General features: G+C 66.9%; 17 protein-coding genes. 6 read left to right on the top strand and 11 right to left on the bottom strand.

From position 1 onward, the window contains the following. Positions 1-25: 25 nt before the first annotated feature. Positions 26-1,324, bottom strand: a complete 1,299-nt coding sequence (locus JYG37_RS23730) for an MFS transporter (protein WP_213346550.1) — start codon at positions 1,322-1,324, stop codon at positions 26-28. 86 nt (positions 1,325-1,410) lie between these two features. Further along, a complete protein-coding gene (locus tag JYG37_RS23725) occupies positions 1,411-2,184 on the bottom strand; it encodes a putative hydro-lyase (RefSeq protein WP_050017234.1) in 774 nt (257 codons plus the stop codon). 205 nt (positions 2,185-2,389) lie between these two features. Between JYG37_RS23725 and JYG37_RS23720 the strand changes: the two genes are divergently transcribed. Together JYG37_RS23720 and JYG37_RS23715 are read left to right on the top strand one after the other, a co-directional pair. After that, positions 2,390-3,322, top strand: coding sequence for a LysR family transcriptional regulator (locus tag JYG37_RS23720; RefSeq protein ID WP_050017235.1), 933 nt, complete (start codon positions 2,390-2,392; stop codon positions 3,320-3,322). Between the two features lie 155 nt (positions 3,323-3,477). Beyond that, a complete protein-coding gene (locus JYG37_RS23715; RefSeq protein WP_124679491.1) occupies positions 3,478-4,368 on the top strand; it encodes a hypothetical protein in 891 nt (296 codons plus the stop codon). Between the two features lie 10 nt (positions 4,369-4,378). Here JYG37_RS23715 and JYG37_RS23710 read toward each other — a convergent pair whose 3' ends face one another. The 8 genes from JYG37_RS23710 to JYG37_RS35030 all read right to left on the bottom strand — a co-directional run bounded on the left by JYG37_RS23710 (position 4,379) and on the right by JYG37_RS35030 (position 11,334). Continuing rightward, positions 4,379-4,705: an antibiotic biosynthesis monooxygenase family protein gene (locus tag JYG37_RS23710; protein ID WP_050017237.1), complete on the bottom strand. Its 327-nt coding sequence runs from the start codon at positions 4,703-4,705 to the stop codon at positions 4,379-4,381. Between the two features lie 67 nt (positions 4,706-4,772). Beyond that, positions 4,773-5,759 carry a YkgJ family cysteine cluster protein gene (locus JYG37_RS23705; RefSeq protein ID WP_050017238.1) on the bottom strand — a complete coding sequence of 329 codons (987 nt, stop codon included), beginning with the start codon at positions 5,757-5,759 and terminating at the stop codon, positions 4,773-4,775. After that, positions 5,753-6,574, bottom strand: coding sequence for a MetQ/NlpA family lipoprotein (locus JYG37_RS23700; RefSeq protein ID WP_213346548.1), 822 nt, complete (start codon positions 6,572-6,574; stop codon positions 5,753-5,755). Before JYG37_RS23700 ends, JYG37_RS23705 begins: the two co-directional genes overlap by 7 nt. Continuing rightward, entirely contained in the window at positions 6,571-7,620 is a 1,050-nt protein-coding gene (locus JYG37_RS23695) for a formylglycine-generating enzyme family protein (RefSeq protein ID WP_050017239.1), read from the bottom strand. The genes JYG37_RS23700 and JYG37_RS23695 overlap by 4 nt, the downstream gene beginning before the upstream one ends. A 15-nt stretch (positions 7,621-7,635) precedes the next feature. After that, a complete protein-coding gene (locus tag JYG37_RS23690) occupies positions 7,636-9,585 on the bottom strand; it encodes an arylsulfatase (RefSeq protein WP_089489016.1) in 1,950 nt (649 codons plus the stop codon). A 291-nt stretch (positions 9,586-9,876) separates the two neighbouring features. Next, on the bottom strand, positions 9,877-10,188 hold the full coding sequence (locus tag JYG37_RS23685; protein WP_050017241.1) for a hypothetical protein: 312 nt from the start codon (positions 10,186-10,188) through the stop codon (positions 9,877-9,879). A 25-nt stretch (positions 10,189-10,213) separates the two neighbouring features. After that, entirely contained in the window at positions 10,214-10,897 is a 684-nt protein-coding gene (locus JYG37_RS23680; RefSeq protein ID WP_213346547.1) for a hypothetical protein, read from the bottom strand. 311 nt (positions 10,898-11,208) lie between these two features. Further along, positions 11,209-11,334, bottom strand: coding sequence for a hypothetical protein (locus tag JYG37_RS35030; RefSeq protein ID WP_256975687.1), 126 nt, complete (start codon positions 11,332-11,334; stop codon positions 11,209-11,211). Between the two features lie 350 nt (positions 11,335-11,684). Between JYG37_RS35030 and JYG37_RS23670 the strand changes: the two genes are divergently transcribed. Then, entirely contained in the window at positions 11,685-11,867 is a 183-nt protein-coding gene (locus tag JYG37_RS23670) for a hypothetical protein (protein ID WP_244138010.1), read from the top strand. A 123-nt stretch (positions 11,868-11,990) separates the two neighbouring features. On the opposite strand, the gene JYG37_RS23665 is transcribed toward JYG37_RS23670, so the two are convergent. Then, positions 11,991-12,920, bottom strand: a complete 930-nt coding sequence (locus tag JYG37_RS23665; protein WP_050017244.1) for a LysR family transcriptional regulator — start codon at positions 12,918-12,920, stop codon at positions 11,991-11,993. A gap of 126 nt (positions 12,921-13,046) precedes the next feature. Here JYG37_RS23665 and JYG37_RS23660 point away from each other — a divergent pair, with 126 nt between their 5' ends. From JYG37_RS23660 to groL, 3 genes are all read left to right on the top strand, one after another. Then, complete coding sequence (locus tag JYG37_RS23660; protein ID WP_089489012.1) at positions 13,047-14,066, top strand: zinc-dependent alcohol dehydrogenase family protein; 1,020 nt, start codon at positions 13,047-13,049, stop codon at positions 14,064-14,066. 193 nt (positions 14,067-14,259) lie between these two features. Next, a complete protein-coding gene (locus JYG37_RS23655) occupies positions 14,260-14,550 on the top strand; it encodes a co-chaperone GroES (protein ID WP_011694564.1) in 291 nt (96 codons plus the stop codon). Between the two features lie 12 nt (positions 14,551-14,562). Continuing rightward, positions 14,563-16,203, top strand: a complete 1,641-nt coding sequence (gene groL / locus JYG37_RS23650; RefSeq protein WP_050017246.1) for a chaperonin GroEL — start codon at positions 14,563-14,565, stop codon at positions 16,201-16,203. Positions 16,204-16,624 lie beyond the last annotated feature (421 nt).

Raw genomic sequence — 16,624 nt, 5'->3', positions numbered from 1 at the left:
CCGACGGCCCCGCCGCTGCCGTCGGTCAGGCGGCGTCGAGTTCGCGGCCGCGGGTCTCGGGCAGTGTCAGCGCGGCGACGATCACCACGCCGTACGCGGCGACCGCGAAGATGCCGATGCTCGTGCCGAGCCCGTACTGCTTGGACAGCGCGCCGATCAGGAACGGGAACAGCGCGCCGATCGCGCGGCCCACGTTGTAGCAAAAGCCCTGGCCGGAGCCGCGCACGCGGGTCGGGAACAACTCGGTGAGGAACGCGCCCATCCCCGAGAAGATGCCCGATGCGAAGAAGCCGAGCGGGAAGCCGAGCCACAGCATCGACGCGTTGGTCAGGTTCAGCGACGTGTACGCGAACGCGATCACCATCGAGCCGACCGCGAACAGGATGAAGTTCGGCTTGCGGCCGAGGCGGTCGGTCAGGTACGCGCTCGTCAGGTAGCCGACCCACGAACCGAAGATGATCATCGCGAGATAGCCGCCGGTGCCCATCACCGTCAGGTGCCGCTCGGTCTTCAGGAAGGTCGGCAGCCACGTCGTGATCGCGTAGTAGCCGCCCTGCGCGCCGGTCGTCAGCAGCGCCGCGCGCAGCGTCGTCGTGATCAGCTTCGGCGCGAAGATCTCGGTGAGGCTCGGCGCATCGGCCACTTGCGCCTGCGCGGCCTTCTCCTTCTCGTAGACATCCGGCTCCTTCACGTAGCGGCGGATCGCGACGACCAGCAGTGCGGGCGCGAGGCCGACGAGGAACAGCGCGCGCCACGCCTGCTCGGCCGGCAGCACCGAGAACAGCAGCGCATACAGCAGCGCGCACAGCCCCCAGCCGATCGCCCAGCCCGACTGCACGAGGCCGACCGCCCTGCCGCGGTCGCGCGCGCGGATCACTTCGCCGATCAGCACCGCGCCGGCCGTCCATTCGCCGCCGAAGCCGAAGCCCATCAGCGCGCGCGCCGCGACCAGTTGGTGATAGTTCTGCGCGAGCCCGCACAGCGCGGTGAACACCGCGAACCACATCACCGTGAGCTGCAGCGTGCGTACGCGGCCGATCCGGTCGGACAGGATGCCGGCGATCCAGCCGCCGAGCGCCGACGCGAGCAGCGTGATCGTGCCGATGAAGCCTGCGTCGGCCAACGAGATGCCCCAGGTCGCGACGAGCGTCGGGATCACGAACGACAGCATCTGCGTGTCCATCCCGTCGAGCATGTAGCCGACCTTGCAGCTCCAGAACGCGCGGCGTTCGCGCGGTTGCGCATCCGCGTACCACGAGAACAGGCCGCTGCGCTCGCGGCTCGCGGGCTCGGCGGCGCTCGCCGCGAAGGTCTTGCTTTCCATGGTGGTACTCCTGTCGTTGTGCGCCGATCAAATGGCGTGTGGTGCTGTGTGTCTGTCGTAGGTGTGTCGCGTGCGGGGCCGGCGGGTCAGAACACGGCCAGCGACGCGTTCGTGATGTCGGTCATCAGCATGTGGCCGGGCGTATGCGCGATCGCGATCGGCAGCTTCGCGTCCATCAGCGCGGTTTGCGGCGTCACGCCGCACGCCCAGAACACCGGCAGCTCGCCGTCGCGGATCGTCACCGCGTCGCCGAATTCGGGCGCGTCCAGATCCTCGATGCCGAGTTCCCGCGGATGGCCGATATGGATCGGCGCGCCGTGCACGCCCGGAAACCGGCTCGTGATCTGCACCGCGCGGATCGCGTCGGCGCCGCGCAGCGGCCGCATCGACACGACCAGCTGGCCGCCGAAAATCCCCGCGCGGCGGTTCGCGATCGACGTGCGGTACATCGGCACGTTGCGCCCCTCCTCGACGTGGCGCAACCCGATCCCTTCGCGGGCGAGCATGTCCTCGAACGAGAACGAGCAGCCGATCGCAAATACGACGAAATCGTCGCGCCACAGCGCTTCGAGCGATTCGACCTGCTCGGTCAGGCGGCCGTCCCTATATACGTTGTAGCTCGGCACGTCGGTGCGGATGTCGAGATCCTCGCCGAGCGCGGCGATCCGGAACGCACCCGGTTCGCCGACGCCCAGCAGCGGGCAGGCCTTCGGGTTCGCCTGGCAGAAGCGCAGGAAATCGTGCGCATACGCGTCGGGCAGGATCGCGAGGTTCGCCTGGGCAAACGGGCCGCAATGGCCGGCGGTCGGGCCGCGGAACGCGCCGCGGCGCACGGACTGGCGGAATTCGGAAGGCGTCATGATGGTCGGTCGCAGATCGGGATGGCGGGGCGATGACGGTGGTGTGTCATCGGATATGGCGAAGAATAGAAAGGAAAAAATTTTGTCGCCAACGAGTTTTTTTGCGCCCGTTGTATAGAATTTCTTAACGGGTCTGCGGGTTTTCCCCGGTCCCGTTCACTTTTCGTCGCCGGCAAGCTGCGCATCCATTGCTCGCCCGACTGCCATGAACACGCGTTTTCTCGAAACCTTCGTCATGCTCGCGAAGCTGCGCAACTTCCGCACGACCGCGGCCGCGCTGCACGCGACGCCGGCCGCGATCTCGCAGCGCCTGAAGGCGCTCGAGGACGAACTGCATACCGTACTCGTCGATCGCGACAGCCGCGCGTTCCGGCTCACGCCGAACGGCGAATACCTGCTCGGCTATGCGAAGGCCGTCGTCGAGGCGACGCAGGAACTGCAGGCCGCCGCGTCCGGCGAGCGTGCGCTGCGCGGCAAGCTGCGGCTCGGCGTGATCGAGACGGTCGTGCACAGCTGGCTACCGCATTACATGCGGCGGCTCGCGGCCGACTACCCGCAACTGGAAATCGACCTGACCGTCGACGTCAGCGTCGTGCTGCAGCGCCGGCTGATGGCCGGAGAACTCGACCTGATCATTCGCGTGGAAGGCAGCGACGAGGCGTCGGTCGTGTGCGACGCGCTCGCGAACTACCCGGTGCGCTGGATCGCGCGCGCCGGGCTGCTGCCGAACACGCGCACCGGCCTCGCGCGGCAGGTGCTGCGCCAGCCGATCCTCACCTACGGGCGCGGCACCGCGCCCCATCGCGCGCTGGAAGACATCGTCCGCACGCTCGCGCATGCGCACGGCGTGCCGCTGTCGGAGACGCGCATCACCGGGTCGCCATCGATCTCGGTGATCGTGCAACTGGTGCGCGACGGTTTCGGCGTCGCCGCGATTCCGGTGCTGTTCGTCGATGCGCTGATCGAAAGCGGCGAAGTCGTCGAGCTGCCGCTGCAGCCGTCGCCGCCGTCGATCGTCGTGTCGATGTCGCGGCGAACGGACGCGCCGCGGTTCGTGCACGGTGCGTCGATCGCCGCGCGGGCGGCGTGTCACGAGTATTGCGAAAAGAGCACGCGCTTGCTGGTCGAAGCGCTTTGACCCCGACGCGCTGGATGACGCACGTTCGACATCGCCGCGCGAATCGCCCACAATCGCGATCGGCGCGTCGCCACATCGGCGCCGCGCATCGTGAATGACCGCCCGGCCGTCCGGCATTCGTCGCTTCGCATGATCGTGCACCACGAGAAGGCAACATGCAGATCCGCTCCACTTCGTCCCGCCTGAACCTCGCGCGCGTCGTGATCGTCGCGCTGTATGTCGCGTCGCTGCTGCTGCCCGTCGCGGCCGAACCGCCGAATGCGGTCGGCGCGGTAAGCTGGTTGCACGGCTACACCGTGCTCGCGCTCGGGCCGCTCGCGATCCTCGACCTGCAATTCGCGTGGCTCGGCAACCCGCTGCTCGTCGTCGCGCTGCTCAGGCCGAGCCGTACCGTGTCGGCGCTACTGGCCGTGGTCGTCGTCTTTGCGCTCGGCTGGCATACGATCCCGACCGATGCGAACTACGAAACGATCCGCACGTTCGGGGCCGGGTACTACTTGTGGATCGCGGCGATGGTGGGCGCCGCCGCGCTGCCGTGGATCGACGGGCGCGAGCGGCAGGATGGCGTGACGCGAAGCGGTGCCGTCGGCGCCGTGGATGGGGTCGTACCGAACGATGCTGTCACCGGCACCGGCGGCCTGGCCCGGCCGAATGCCGCGCCGGCATCGACGCGTCCGCCTGCCCGGCAGCGCGGCTGGACCGTGACGGCAACCGATACGCGCATCGCGTCGACCGATCAGACCGGGACGACACGCGGCATCGCGCTGTCCGACCTCGGCGCGATCCTGATCGAAACCAACGACCAGGGGCCGTTCGTGTCGGATGTCTGGTGGATCCTGTTCGATACGAACAAGCAGTTCGCGTGTGCCTTTCCGCAGGATGCCGAAGGCGCGAAGGCGGCGGTCGACCGATTGCTCGACCTGCCCGGCATCGACCACCGCAAGGTCATCGACGCGCAGACGTCGATCCAGAACGCGACGTTCCCGATCTGGGAGCGCGCGGCGCGCGAACCGGCCACGCCGGGAGAGACCGGCGCGACCGCGTGACCGGCGACCGTTACGCGGAGGGCTCCGCACGCGACGGCGTCAGCTTGCCGTCGCCGTACTCGCGAAGCACCTGCGAAATCACGACACGATACCCGTCCAGCCAGCGCGCCTGCTTCGCCTTGGCTTCGAGATGCGCGGGATGCTGGATCAACTGCCGCAGCGCCGCCTCGGATTCCCAGTAGTAGATATTCTGGATCAAGCCGGCTTCCGCGTTCTCCCACGTTTCCTCGCCGAGATAACCGGGCGTCGCGCGCGCCATGTCGGCGATCTGCCGGTCGAGCCGGTGGAATTCGTCGTCGTACTGCCCGGCACGAAAAATGAAGGTCGACGCGTACATGCCCGCTCACTCTGCCACGATGAAAGAGCGCCAAGTGTAAGGCACGCACGGCGTGCCGCGATCGTCGTCAAGCGGCGAGCGGAGCGGCGGCGGCGCGATCGTCGAGCCACGCGTCGATCCATGACGCATCGTCGCGCGTGGCGGCAGTGGGTGACGGCATGGCTGCGAGCGCTTGTCGCGCCCGTTCCAGCGCCTGCGCGAAGCCACGCAATTCGTGCGTCGCCGGCCGGTCGTCGGACCGTCGACGCGCGAGCGCCGCTTCGACGTTCGCGCCGATCAACGCCAACTGCGCGTCGATGAAGTCGACGCACAGCGCGCGGCAATGCGCGGATACCTGAGCGACGACGAGCAGGACCGGCACGATCGACACGGTCAGGTAGCCGCCGGGCGCCAGCCGCGACAGCGCATCGCGCAGGTCCTGCCCGCCGTCGGTCAGCGACGCGAATACGGCGTCGCGCCACACCGCGCGCTCGAATACGAGCGCATCGCGATACGCGTCGAGCGCCGCACGATCCGCGACCTGCCCGGCCGTCACCAGCGGAATCGGGAACGACGATTCGTTTGTGGATTGCACGCTCCCGGCCTCGACGATGCAGTTCGCGCCGAGCCACGCCGCATCGTCGTGTCGTGCCGCAAGCACGCGGGCCTGCAACCGGTCGGGCAGCATCGGATCGAGCGGCACCGCGCGGCAGATCGACGGCTTGTTCGCGTGCACGCCGCAGCGGCCGTCGTCGGCGAGCGCCGCGCAACGGCCGAGCGACGGATAGTCGTAGCCTTGCAGCGTCAGCGCGAGCCATTCGCCGTGCACGCCGCCGCCGCGATGAAACAGCCGGTCCGCCAGCGCATCGGCGGCCGCGACGTCGTCCGCATCGAGCGTGTGCTCGCGCCCGCCCGCCTGCCAGCGTTCGCCGATCCGCCGCTTCGGCACGCGACGAATCGTCAACGCGCCGACGAAGCGGTGCCGATGCCGGAACAGTTCGCGCAACGACAGCGTCGGCGCGCTGTTGCAGCAGCGTCCGCACGCGTTGCACGCGAGCAGGTAGGTGTCTACCACGGCCGCCGCACCGAATCCTGGTAGCGCGTGAGGATGAAGCGCGCGACGTCGTCCGAGTGATACGCGGCGACGAGCTGCGCGACCCACGGCTTCGCACGATCGGCGTCGCGCACCGTGAGCACGTTCGCATACGGCGAGCGGGCGTCCTCGAGGCTGATGCTGTCGCGCGCGGGCTGCAGCCCGGCGCGGGCCGCGTCGTCGCTGTCGATCGCGACGAATGCGGCCGTGTCGAGCGCCGCGTAAAGCCGGTCGCGGCGCAGCGTGGCGAATTTCAGCGCGAGCCGGTTGCCCGTCACGTCGCGCAGCGTCGCATGCAGGCCGGCTTTTTCGCGCAGCGTCACCAGCGTGTCGTTCTGCAGCAGCACGAGCGAGCGCGCCATCCCGCGCGGATCGGCGGGCAGCGCGACCGTCGCGCCCGGTTGCAGTTCGTTCAGGTTCTTCAGCTTGCGCGAATAGAATGCCATCGGCAGCGTGACCGTCGGCGCGACGGCGGTCAGCGCATAGCCTTTCGCCGCGCGCGTGGCGCTCAGGCGCTGCGCATCCTCGAAGCTGGCCGCGTCGATCCGCCCGTCGGCCAGCGCCGTGTCGATGCGCGACGCATCGTCGAATTCGACGACGTCGACGCCCAGCCCGCGCGCGGCGGCCGCCTTCTTCACTTCGTCGAGGATCTGCGCATGCACGCCGCGCGTGACGCCGACGCGCACTGCCGGTGCGGCACGTGCGGCGGCTTCGACAGCCATCGCCGAACCCTGCTGCATCACCGCGCAGGCAGCCAGCAGCCACGCCGAAACGAATCGCCCGATGCCCGCGGTCACGACGCGTCCCTCAGGATCGTGCGAAACCCGATATGCGATGCGCCGAGATCCGCTTCCTGCTGTTCGCGCGACGACGCGCGATAGCGCACGCAGTAATCGCGCGAACACAGGAACGAGCCGCCCTTGATGACCATCGGCGTATCGTGCCGGCGCGTCGACGGTGCGACGGCTGCGGTGTCGCCGTTCGTATGCGACTGATGCGGGCCCGTGTACGCATCCTTCGTCCATTCCCATGCGTTGCCGATCATGTCGTAAAGACGAAAGCCGTTCGCCGCATAGCAGCCGACGGGCGCCAGCCCCGCGTGACCGTCCTCGGCCGAGTCGAGCACCGGAAACGCGCCCTGCCAGTAGTTCGCGGCCGGCTTGCCGTTGGCGTCGCGCGGCGCCGCATCGAGCGACGCGTCGTCGCGGCCGGCCTTGCCCGCGTATTCCCATTCGGCCTCGTTCGGCAGGTCGCGGCCGAGCCAGTGCGCATACGCGAGCGCATCGCGCTGCGTGACGAGCGTCACCGGCAGGTTGCCAAGCCCGTCCACGTCGCTGCCGGGCCCGCGCGGATGCCGCCACGACGCGCCCTTCACCCACGACCACCACGCGAGGTCGCGTGCATTCATCTCGTCGCGCGTCGGCACATGGAACACCGCCGCCCCGCCCTGCTGCTCGGCCTCGGTCACGTAACCGGTCGCCTGCACGAAGGCTGCGAACTGCGCGATCGTCACGTCGGTCTGGTCGATCCAGAAGCCGCCGACGCGCGTCGCGCCGTCGCCGGCCGGACGCTCGTCCGCATAGCCGCGCGTGCTGCCGAACACGAACGCGCCGCCGCGCAAGTGCACCATGCCCGCCTTCGGATCGTCGCGCCACTTCGCCGGCAGCCCCGAATAGCGCTTGCACTCGCGCTCCGAACCGAGCGGCGCGAGCGCGCGGCCGCGATTCAGATCGTCGAACGCGCCGCCTGCCGGCACCGCCGGATTCGCATAACCCACCGCGAACGCGGCGGCGAACAGCGTGGCGGCCAGCGCCGCGCCGATCGTCCAGAAACGCAACCGCATCGTGTCGCCTCGCGATCAGTAGTAGCCGCGCGGACGCAGCGGCTCGACGCCACCGACGTTGCTCATGTAGGTCTTCCACTGATCGACCAGCGTGCCGATCACCGACGGGTTCTGCGCCGACACGTCGGTCGTCTCGCCACGGTCCGCCGCGAGATCGTAAAGCTGCCAGTGACCGTCGAGCGGGCCGAGCGGCGGCTCGGTCCACAATGCCTTCCAGCGACCGTCGGCGCTGCGCAGATACGCGCGGCCGTATGCTTCGTCGCCGAACGGCGTCGTATGCACTTCGCCCGTCGTCGAACCGGTGAGCACCGGCAGCAGCGACTGGCCCGTCACCGGATACACGTAGCGGTTGTTGTAAATGACCTTGCCCTTGTTCTGGTCGACGCCCGTCAGCGTGTTGACCAGCGGCGGCGCCGGTTGCGACGGCGGCGTGACGCCCGCGACCGCGAGGAACGTCGCCGTGTTGTCGGTCACGTGCGTGAACGCGCGCAGCGTCGGCAACGGTTGCGACTGGCCCGGCAGGTGCACGATCGTCGGCGTCGATACGCCGCCTTCGCCCGAATAGCCCTTCGTGAGCCGGAACGGCGCCGCGCTCACTTCGGCCCAGCGCAGCCCGTACTGCAGGCGCTGTGCGTTCTGCTTGCCGTTGTCGGTGCCGAGCGTCGAGTAGATCGGGTCCTGTCCGTTCGCGGTATCGGTCGCCGTCGGGTCCGCGCCGGAATCGATCGGCCAGCCTTCCGCGCCGTTGTCCGACTGGAACATGATGAACGTGTTGTCGTATTCGCCGATGTCCTTCAGATGCTGGATCAGGAGTCCGATGTTGTAGTCGAGGTTCTCGACCATCCCCGCGTAGATTTCCATGTAGCGCGCCTGAGCCTTGCGCTCGGCCGGCGACAGGCTCGACCACAGCCTGTCGACCTTGCCGGAGCCGTAGTCGCTGTAGCCGTCCGCGGCCGAATGCACCGCGCTGATGTACTTCGCGCTGGCCGTGCCGTTGTTCGCGGTCGCGGGCGATGCCGCCGTCGTCTCCGGCAGCCCGTCGAACGGCTTGAAATCGGCGGGAATCAGGCCGAGCGCCTTCTGTCGCGCGATCCGCGCGTTGCGGATCGCGTCGTAGCCGGCGTCGTACACGCCCGCGTACTTGTGCAGCCACGGATCGGGCACCTGCAGCGGCCAGTGCGGCGACGTGTAGGCCGCGTACGCGAAGAACGGCTTGCCGTCCTGCTTGTTCGCATCGATGTACGAGATCAGCTTCCGCGTATAGAAATCGGTCGAATAGAACACGGCAGGGCTGCCGCCCGTGCCCCCCGGTTGCCCGGGCTGGCCCGGCTGCACGTAACGACCGTCTTCCGTGTAGTTCGACGAGCCGGCCGGCTCGTGCGCGAAGTGGTTCGTCGCCGCGCCGCCGAGCAGCACGTAGCTGCGCTCGAAGCCCCACTGGTCGGGTGTCTGCCCGCTGCCCGTCGCACTGCCGACGATGCCCGAGCCGATGTGCCACTTGCCCGCGATATACGTGTGATAACCGGCGTCCTTCAGCAATTGCGCGAACGACAGCGCGCGATCGTTCAGGTAGCCCTCGTAGCCGGGCAGCCCGCGCCGCTCGTCGGTCGGCACGCCCATCGTGCCCTCGCCGACGAGATGGTGATCGGTGCCCGACACCAGCATCGCGCGCGTGATCGCGCAAACAGTGCCCGTGTGGTGGTTCGACAGGATGCGGCCCGACGCGACGAGCGCGTCGAGGTTCGGCGTGTTGATTTCGCCGCCGAACGCATGGATGTCGGAATAGCCGAGATCGTCGGCCATGATGTACAGGATGTTCGGGCGCTTGGCCGCGGGCGTCGCGCTGGCCTGCGGCGGCGGACTGCTGTCGACGCCGCCGCACGACGCGAGCGACACCGCGCCGGCAATCGCGGCGCAGACGACACGGAAACGAAAAGCATGCAACGGCGACGCGGACTTTTTCATTCTTGTTGACGCTCGATCTACGGGAGCGGCGATCTTAGCGTCGCGCGCGCAACGCCCAAAGTCGGATTCGTCACATGCTAACGGGGTGGGGGAATATGTAAGGAGGCCAGTATTCCGCAACTCGCACGACGATTGATTCGCCGCGTCAGGTTGAATCACGTCGCATCAGCTTCGGGCGAATCGCGATTGCGGCGCACGTTTGTCCGGCACCGCGCCTTTTACGGGGACGTCCGCCCTTCTTCTCGTCGTAGACCATCACGACGGCATGATGCAGGCGCCCCACCCCAATTCTCAGTCGGTGTCCGGGCGCTGAACGGGGGACCAGTCGATGGAACCCGACTCTGCGAACTTGAGCCGTTCGCGCAATTCCGGATGTACACCCGCCTGCATCAGCAGCGCCATGCCGCCCAATCGCCGCGCGTCCTCATCGGTAATCGGGCACCCGTCATTCGGTTCTGCATGCGGCGGAATCGTGATGGCGACACCTGCATTCATTTCGCGGTCAAGGACGGCCTGCACGTCGCGGCGAAACACCGTGCACAGCGTAACCTGTTCGGTCTCCTCGTCGTAAAACACGATGGTGGCGCGTCTCGGTTTGCTCATGTCACCGTCCTCTACAGGTCTGAAATTATTCGAAAGCACGTTGCCTGCACAATGCGTAGGTTCTGGGGTCTTTATACATCGCGCCAGCGGCCGCACACATTTCCATGTCGATTTCGTATCGTGCGAAACACTGTTCCTCTTGAAACGCGTCGACAGCCGCCGTGGTCATAGCGTCGCCCCACGGTGAGTCGTCGAGCGAGAACGGTGTCGCGTCGCTGAGCAGCGCACTATCAACCCGTACGGGCGCGATGCCGGCAATACCACTGCCTGTGCCAGCTATGATGCTCTCCAGGTATCGTATCAACTCATCAGCCGATACATCGCTTGGCCGTGCCCAACTCGGGATTGGCGTGTCCGCAGACCGCAACGCCATGGGTGCCACTCTACCGAACCGGTTCCCACGAGGGAAAGGGGGCAGGGACCGCCGACCATCCGAAGCGCCGCCATTCACCGCCACGCGCTCAATCTCGACGACGACCCGCCCATCCTCGATGGCGGACCTGAGCACATCGAGCGGTGCACCACGAACGGTACCAAGGCCCAATTGCCGCACGTACATCACCGCATTCGTCGTCAGGCCTGCATACTTCGGCCAGTGCAGCATCAGTTCGGAGATTGCGGCGCGCTGACTGGCCAACAACGTTCCACGTCCCGCGCGCGTCAGTGTCGCGCGCTTTCCCGAACCCAATTCGATTGCGATTGAAGCCATTCGAAACCCCGGCGTTACCGTCGGGCGAATCTACTTTTCGCAACACGATGTCACAAGCTCGCGGTTTTCATGGAACACGCAAAAACCTGCGCGCGTCGGGACTGACGGCTCGCATTGTTTCCCCGAGACATGCCGCCGAGGCGCTGCGGCTCGCTGTTTGGCGCCGCGCAGACGCTCGCATTCCGGATGTGTGCACGTATGTGCTCCCAGCGTCGGAAATCTTTAAATTCTGTTACCTGCCCCAGGTAGTCCCTGTCGTGCGCTCAATACCGCATCACCCGATACAGACCGGCGGCCGCGAGCGCCATGCCTCACCACGCGAGCCCGCCGCTCGTCTCGCTGACCACGACGAGCGCGATCAACGCGGTGGCGGGTGGTATCAGGAAAACAGCGCCGACACACGCGACGCGTCGCCGTAGCGCACCAATGCGCTCCATACCCTCGCCATCCTTGGCGTGGAAACATTAGAAAAAGTCTCGAGACGGCCAACAAGAGCTGCAAAACTACACCGATCGCGGCAATCGCGAAGGTTACCGCGACCGATCGGCATGCCAGCGTCAGCGCTACCCGGCACCATGGGCGGGATATCGCCGGCGCAATCACCCGATCTAAACTCGATCGATCTGCTCGACAACCTGCTAGAGTTGCCGGTCAATTTTTGGAAAGGGACATGTAAGAATTGCGCGACTTATCCCGAGAAAGTGCTCGCGCCGCGCCCGCACAGCTATCTCGGCCTGAAGGCGAACACTGCGATTCGGGGTGCGCAATGAATTGGCTTGCAGACCGATTGCTTCTCATCGTCACGGCACTGATCGTCACGGCCGCAGGCTGGGCGATCATCAGCGCGACAGGCGAATGGTTTCCGCTTCTGATGACGGTGACCGCGTTCGCTTCACTGTGGATCGAAAACTCGCGGCTGCGCAAGCTGCTCGAACAAAACGGTATCGATCCGCGACGACGCAAGCGCTAGTCGCCCGAAAAAAGCGGCTTACCGGTTTTTCCTCACTGGGTTCAGGCTGACTATGCGAGACGCACGAAAGTGCGACACGCATCCAACCAGATTGTCACGTCGTCATCGGAGAACCGCTCGCCGTCATCCGCGCTCGCCGTTCGCGTCGTCCGACGCCAGCATGTTCGGAATCTCGTCGACCAGCGCATCGACGACCACGCGCACCTTCGACGGCACGTGACGCGCCGCCGGTCGCACCGCGAACACTTCGGCGCCCGACACGCTGTCGCTGTCCATCACGAGCGCGAGGCGGCCGTCGCGCACGTACGGCGCCATCAGCCAACACGGCAGCCACGCAAGGCCCGCGCCGGCGGCAGCCGCATCGGCGATCGCCTGCAGGTCGTCGAACCGCAGCCGGCCGGCCGCGCGATGGTCGTGCACCGCGCCGTCCGCGCCGATGACCCGCCATGGCGTCGGTTGTCCGCCGCGCGAATACGCGATGCCGACGTGCGACGCGAGTTCGTCGAGCCCCGACGGCCGGCCGTGACGCGCGAGATACGCGGGCGATGCGCAGATGCCCATGCGCTGCACGCCCAGCTTGCGGCCGACCAGCGCGTTCGTATCGGCCAACTCCCCGATGCGCACCGCCAGGTCGAAGCCGTCGTTGACGAGGTCGGCCACGCGGTCGCTGAACGACATGTCGATTTCGAGCCGCGGGTGGCGCTCGACGAGACGCCGCACCACGGGCGCCACGCACTGCCGCCCGAACAGCACCGGCACGCTGACGCGCACGCGCCCGGCCGGCTCGCGGCGCCCCGCGTCGAGCGCGGCCTCCGTTTCGCCGAGTTCGGCCAGCAGCCGCCGGCATTGCTCGTAATAGACGAGCCCTTCGTCGGTCAGGCCGAGCTGGCGCGTCGTGCGCTGCAGCAGCCGCGCGCCGAGACGCAGTTCGAGCCGCGCGATGATCTTCGCGACGGCCGAGCGCGTCATGCCGAGGCGCAGCGCCGCCGCCGCGAAGCTGCCCGATTCCACCACGTCGACAAATTCGGCGACGCCTCTCAGCCGTTCATCCATGCCGCTCCGCTCCGGTGCGATGACAAGGTTGTGTCCGTGCTGGCGACAATCGTCGGCCGAATTCTCGCCAATGCGTCCACCTGCGCAACACTATGATAGTCCTGACTATCTCGAAAAGGAGTCGACATGCATGCATGGCAAATCAAACCGGGCGACGGCATTGCCGGGCTCCGGCGCATCGACGCGACACCGCGCGCGGTCGGGCCGACCGGCGTCGTCGTCAGGATCCATTCGGCCGCGCTGAACTATCGCGACCTGATGTTCGCGCGCGGCGACTATCTCGGTATCGGCACCGACGCGCTGATCCCGGTCGCCGACGGCGCCGGAGAAGTGGTCGAGACGGGCCGCGACGTCACGCGCTTCAAGCCGGGCGACCGCGTGATCAATACGTACTTCCCGCGGTGGATCGACGGGCCGCCGACACCGCACAAAGTGTCGGGTTCGCCCGGCGCGCAATTCGACGGCGTGCTCGCCGAACGCTTCGTGTCCGACGAGGCCGCGCTGGTCGCGATCCCCGCGCATCTCGACTACGACGAAGCCGCGACGCTGTCGTGCGCGGGCGTCACCGCGTGGAACGCGCTGTTCGTCGACGGCGGACTGTCGCCGGGCGCGACCGTCGTGCTGCTCGGCACGGGTGGCGTATCGATCATCGCGCTACAGCTCGCGCAGGCCGCCGGGTTGCGCACGATCGTCACGTCGTCGAGCGACGCGAAGCTCGAACGCGCTCGTGCACTCGGTGCGGACGCAACGATCAACTATCGGACGACGCCCGAATGGCAACACGAAGTATTGCGCCTCACCGGCGGTGCGGGCGCGGATCTCGTCGTCGAAGTCGGCGGACGCGATACGCTGCCGCGCTCGCTCGCCGCGACGAAAACAGGCGGCATCGTGTCGGTGATCGGCGGGCTCAGCAGCTTCGACGGGCCCGAACTCGGGCTGCTGCCGCTGATCGGCGGCTTCCGGCGTCTGCACGGCTTCATGGTCGGCAGCCGCGCGATGCTCGACGACGTCGTGCGGCTCGTCGACGCGAAACGGATCAAGCCGGTGGTCGATCGCGTGTTCGGCTTCGACGAGGCGCCGCAAGCGTATGCATACCTGCAATCGGGGCAGCACTTCGGCAAGGTCGTGGTTCGCGTCGCATCGTGACGCCTGAAGGCGGCAGACGCCGCCTTCTTCCGCCTCCTCCCTCTCCGTTCCCCGTCTTCCCGTCCAAAGCGCATTCGCGCAAATGCTTTTCCGAATCCGTTATTGGATCGCACCGCCGCGCGTTTTTATACTCGTCAGCACTCTCTGTTAAAGAGTGCCAGCCAATTTCGACAGAACAGCACAGGACGAAAAGATGAGCCTACGCCCCTTGCACGACCGCGTGATCGTGAAGCGACTCGACCAGGAAACCACCACCGCATCGGGCATCGTGATTCCCGATAGCGCCGCCGAGAAACCCGACCAGGGCGAAGTGATCGCCGTCGGCCCCGGCCGCAAGGATACCGACGGCCAGCGCATCGTGCCCGACCTGCAGGTCGGTGAGCGCGTGCTGTTCGGCAAGTACGCGGGGCAAGCCGTCAAGGTGGACGGCAACGAGTTTCTCGTACTGCGCGAAGAAGACATCGTCGCGGTCGTCAATCAATAACGGAGCGCAATCATGGCAGCCAAGGAAATCATTTTCAGCGACATCGCACGATCGAAGTTGACCGAAGGCGTGAACATTCTCGCGAACGCGGTCAAGGTCACGCTCGGGCCGAAGGGCCGCAACGTCGTGCTCGAACGCAGCTTCGGCGCGCCCGTCGTCACGAAGGACGGCGTGTCGGTCGCGAAGGAAATCGAACTCGCGGACAAGCTGCAAAACATCGGCGCGCAGCTCGTGAAGGAAGTCGCGTCGCGCACCAGCGACGCGGCCGGCGACGGCACGACGACGGCTACCGTGCTCGCGCAGGCGATCGTCCGTGAAGGCCAGAAGTACGTCGCGGCCGGGCTCAATCCGCTCGACCTGAAGCGCGGCATCGACAAGGCCGTCGCGTCGGCCGTCGACGAATTGAAGAAGATCAGCAAGCCGACCACCACGAGCAAGGAAATCGCGCAGGTCGCGACGATCTCCGCGAACGGCGAGGAATCGATCGGCCAGCGTATCGCCGAGGCGATCGACCGCGTCGGCAAGGAAGGCGTGATCACCGTCGAGGACGGCAAGTCGCTCGCGGACGAGCTCGATGTCGTCGAGGGGCTGCAGTTCGATCGCGGCTACCTGTCGCCGTACTTCATCAACAATCCCGACAAGCAGATCGCCGAGATCGAAAACCCGTACATCCTGCTGCACGACAAGAAGATTTCGAACATCCGCGATCTGCTGCCGGTGCTCGAACAGGTCGCGAAGTCGGGCCGGCCGCTGCTGATCATCGCGGAAGACGTCGAAGGCGAAGCGCTCGCGACGCTCGTCGTGAACAACATCCGCGGGATCCTGAAGACGGTGGCGGTCAAGGCGCCGGGCTTCGGCGATCGCCGCAAGGCGCTGCTCGAGGACATCGCGATCCTCACCGGCGGCCAGGTGATCGCCGAGGAAACGGGCCTGACGCTCGAAAAAGCCACACTCGCCGAGCTCGGCCAGGCGAAGCGCATCGAAGTCGGCAAGGAAAACACCACGGTGATCGACGGCGCGGGCGATGCGAAGAACATCGAGGCGCGCGTGAAGCAGATCCGCGTGCAGATCGAAGAGGCGACGTCCGACTACGATCGCGAGAAGCTGCAGGAACGCGTCGCGAAGCTCGCGGGCGGCGTGGCGGTGATCAAGGTCGGCGGCGCGACCGAAATCGAGGTGAAGGAGAAGAAAGATCGCGTCGACGACGCGCTGCACGCGACGCGCGCGGCCGTCGAGGAAGGCATCGTGCCGGGCGGCGGCGTCGCGCTGATCCGCGTACGGCAGGCGATTCGTGAACTGAAGGGCGCGAACGCCGATCAGGACGCGGGCATCAAGATCGTGCTGCGCGCGCTGGAAGAACCGCTGCGCCAGATCGTCACGAATGCGGGCGAGGAGGCGAGCGTCGTCGTCGCGAAGGTCGCGGAAGGCGCGGGCAACTTCGGCTACAACGCGCAGACGGGCGAGTACGGCGACCTCGTCGAATCGGGCGTGCTCGATCCGACCAAGGTCACGCGCACCGCGCTGCAGAATGCGGCGTCGGTGGCCGGGCTGCTGCTGACGACCGATGCGACCGTGTTCGAAGCGCCGAAGGATGCGGCGCCGGCCGCCGCGCCCGGCGGCCCGGGCGCGGGCGGGCCGGGGTTCGATTTCTGACGACGCGGCGGCGTGCGCGCCGGTTTGTCGGTATGCGCGCGGTCATGTAGTCACGGGAAACGCGTGGCGACGGAAGTCGTCACGCGTTTTTCTTTAGGATCGACCGTCTGCGGAACCGCTGGTAACGCGCGACTCACACTCCTTTACGACCTTTTTACTTGCGCCCGCGCATCCGTTCACTAGAATGGGTTCGCCATCCACGACCGAGCACGCGCCATGCGCATCCGACGTCCTCGTCCTCCGAGTTGCTTTTCTGCCTGACAGGCCGGACGCCTGCGTCATCTTCCCGAGTCACCGTCCTGCCGACAGGCGGACGATGCGCGCCGTAGTCCTTTCCGTGCACGCTTGAACGCGATGTCGATGTGGTCGTCACGCATCGCAATGTATGCGTTCGAGCACGTGCATCGACACAGGCCGCGTA

It is taken from the genome of Burkholderia sp. LAS2 (assembly GCF_018417615.1).
In the GTDB taxonomy this organism is placed as follows: Bacteria; Pseudomonadota; Gammaproteobacteria; order Burkholderiales; family Burkholderiaceae; genus Burkholderia; species Burkholderia sola.
This window is presented reverse-complemented; position numbering and strand designations above follow the sequence as displayed.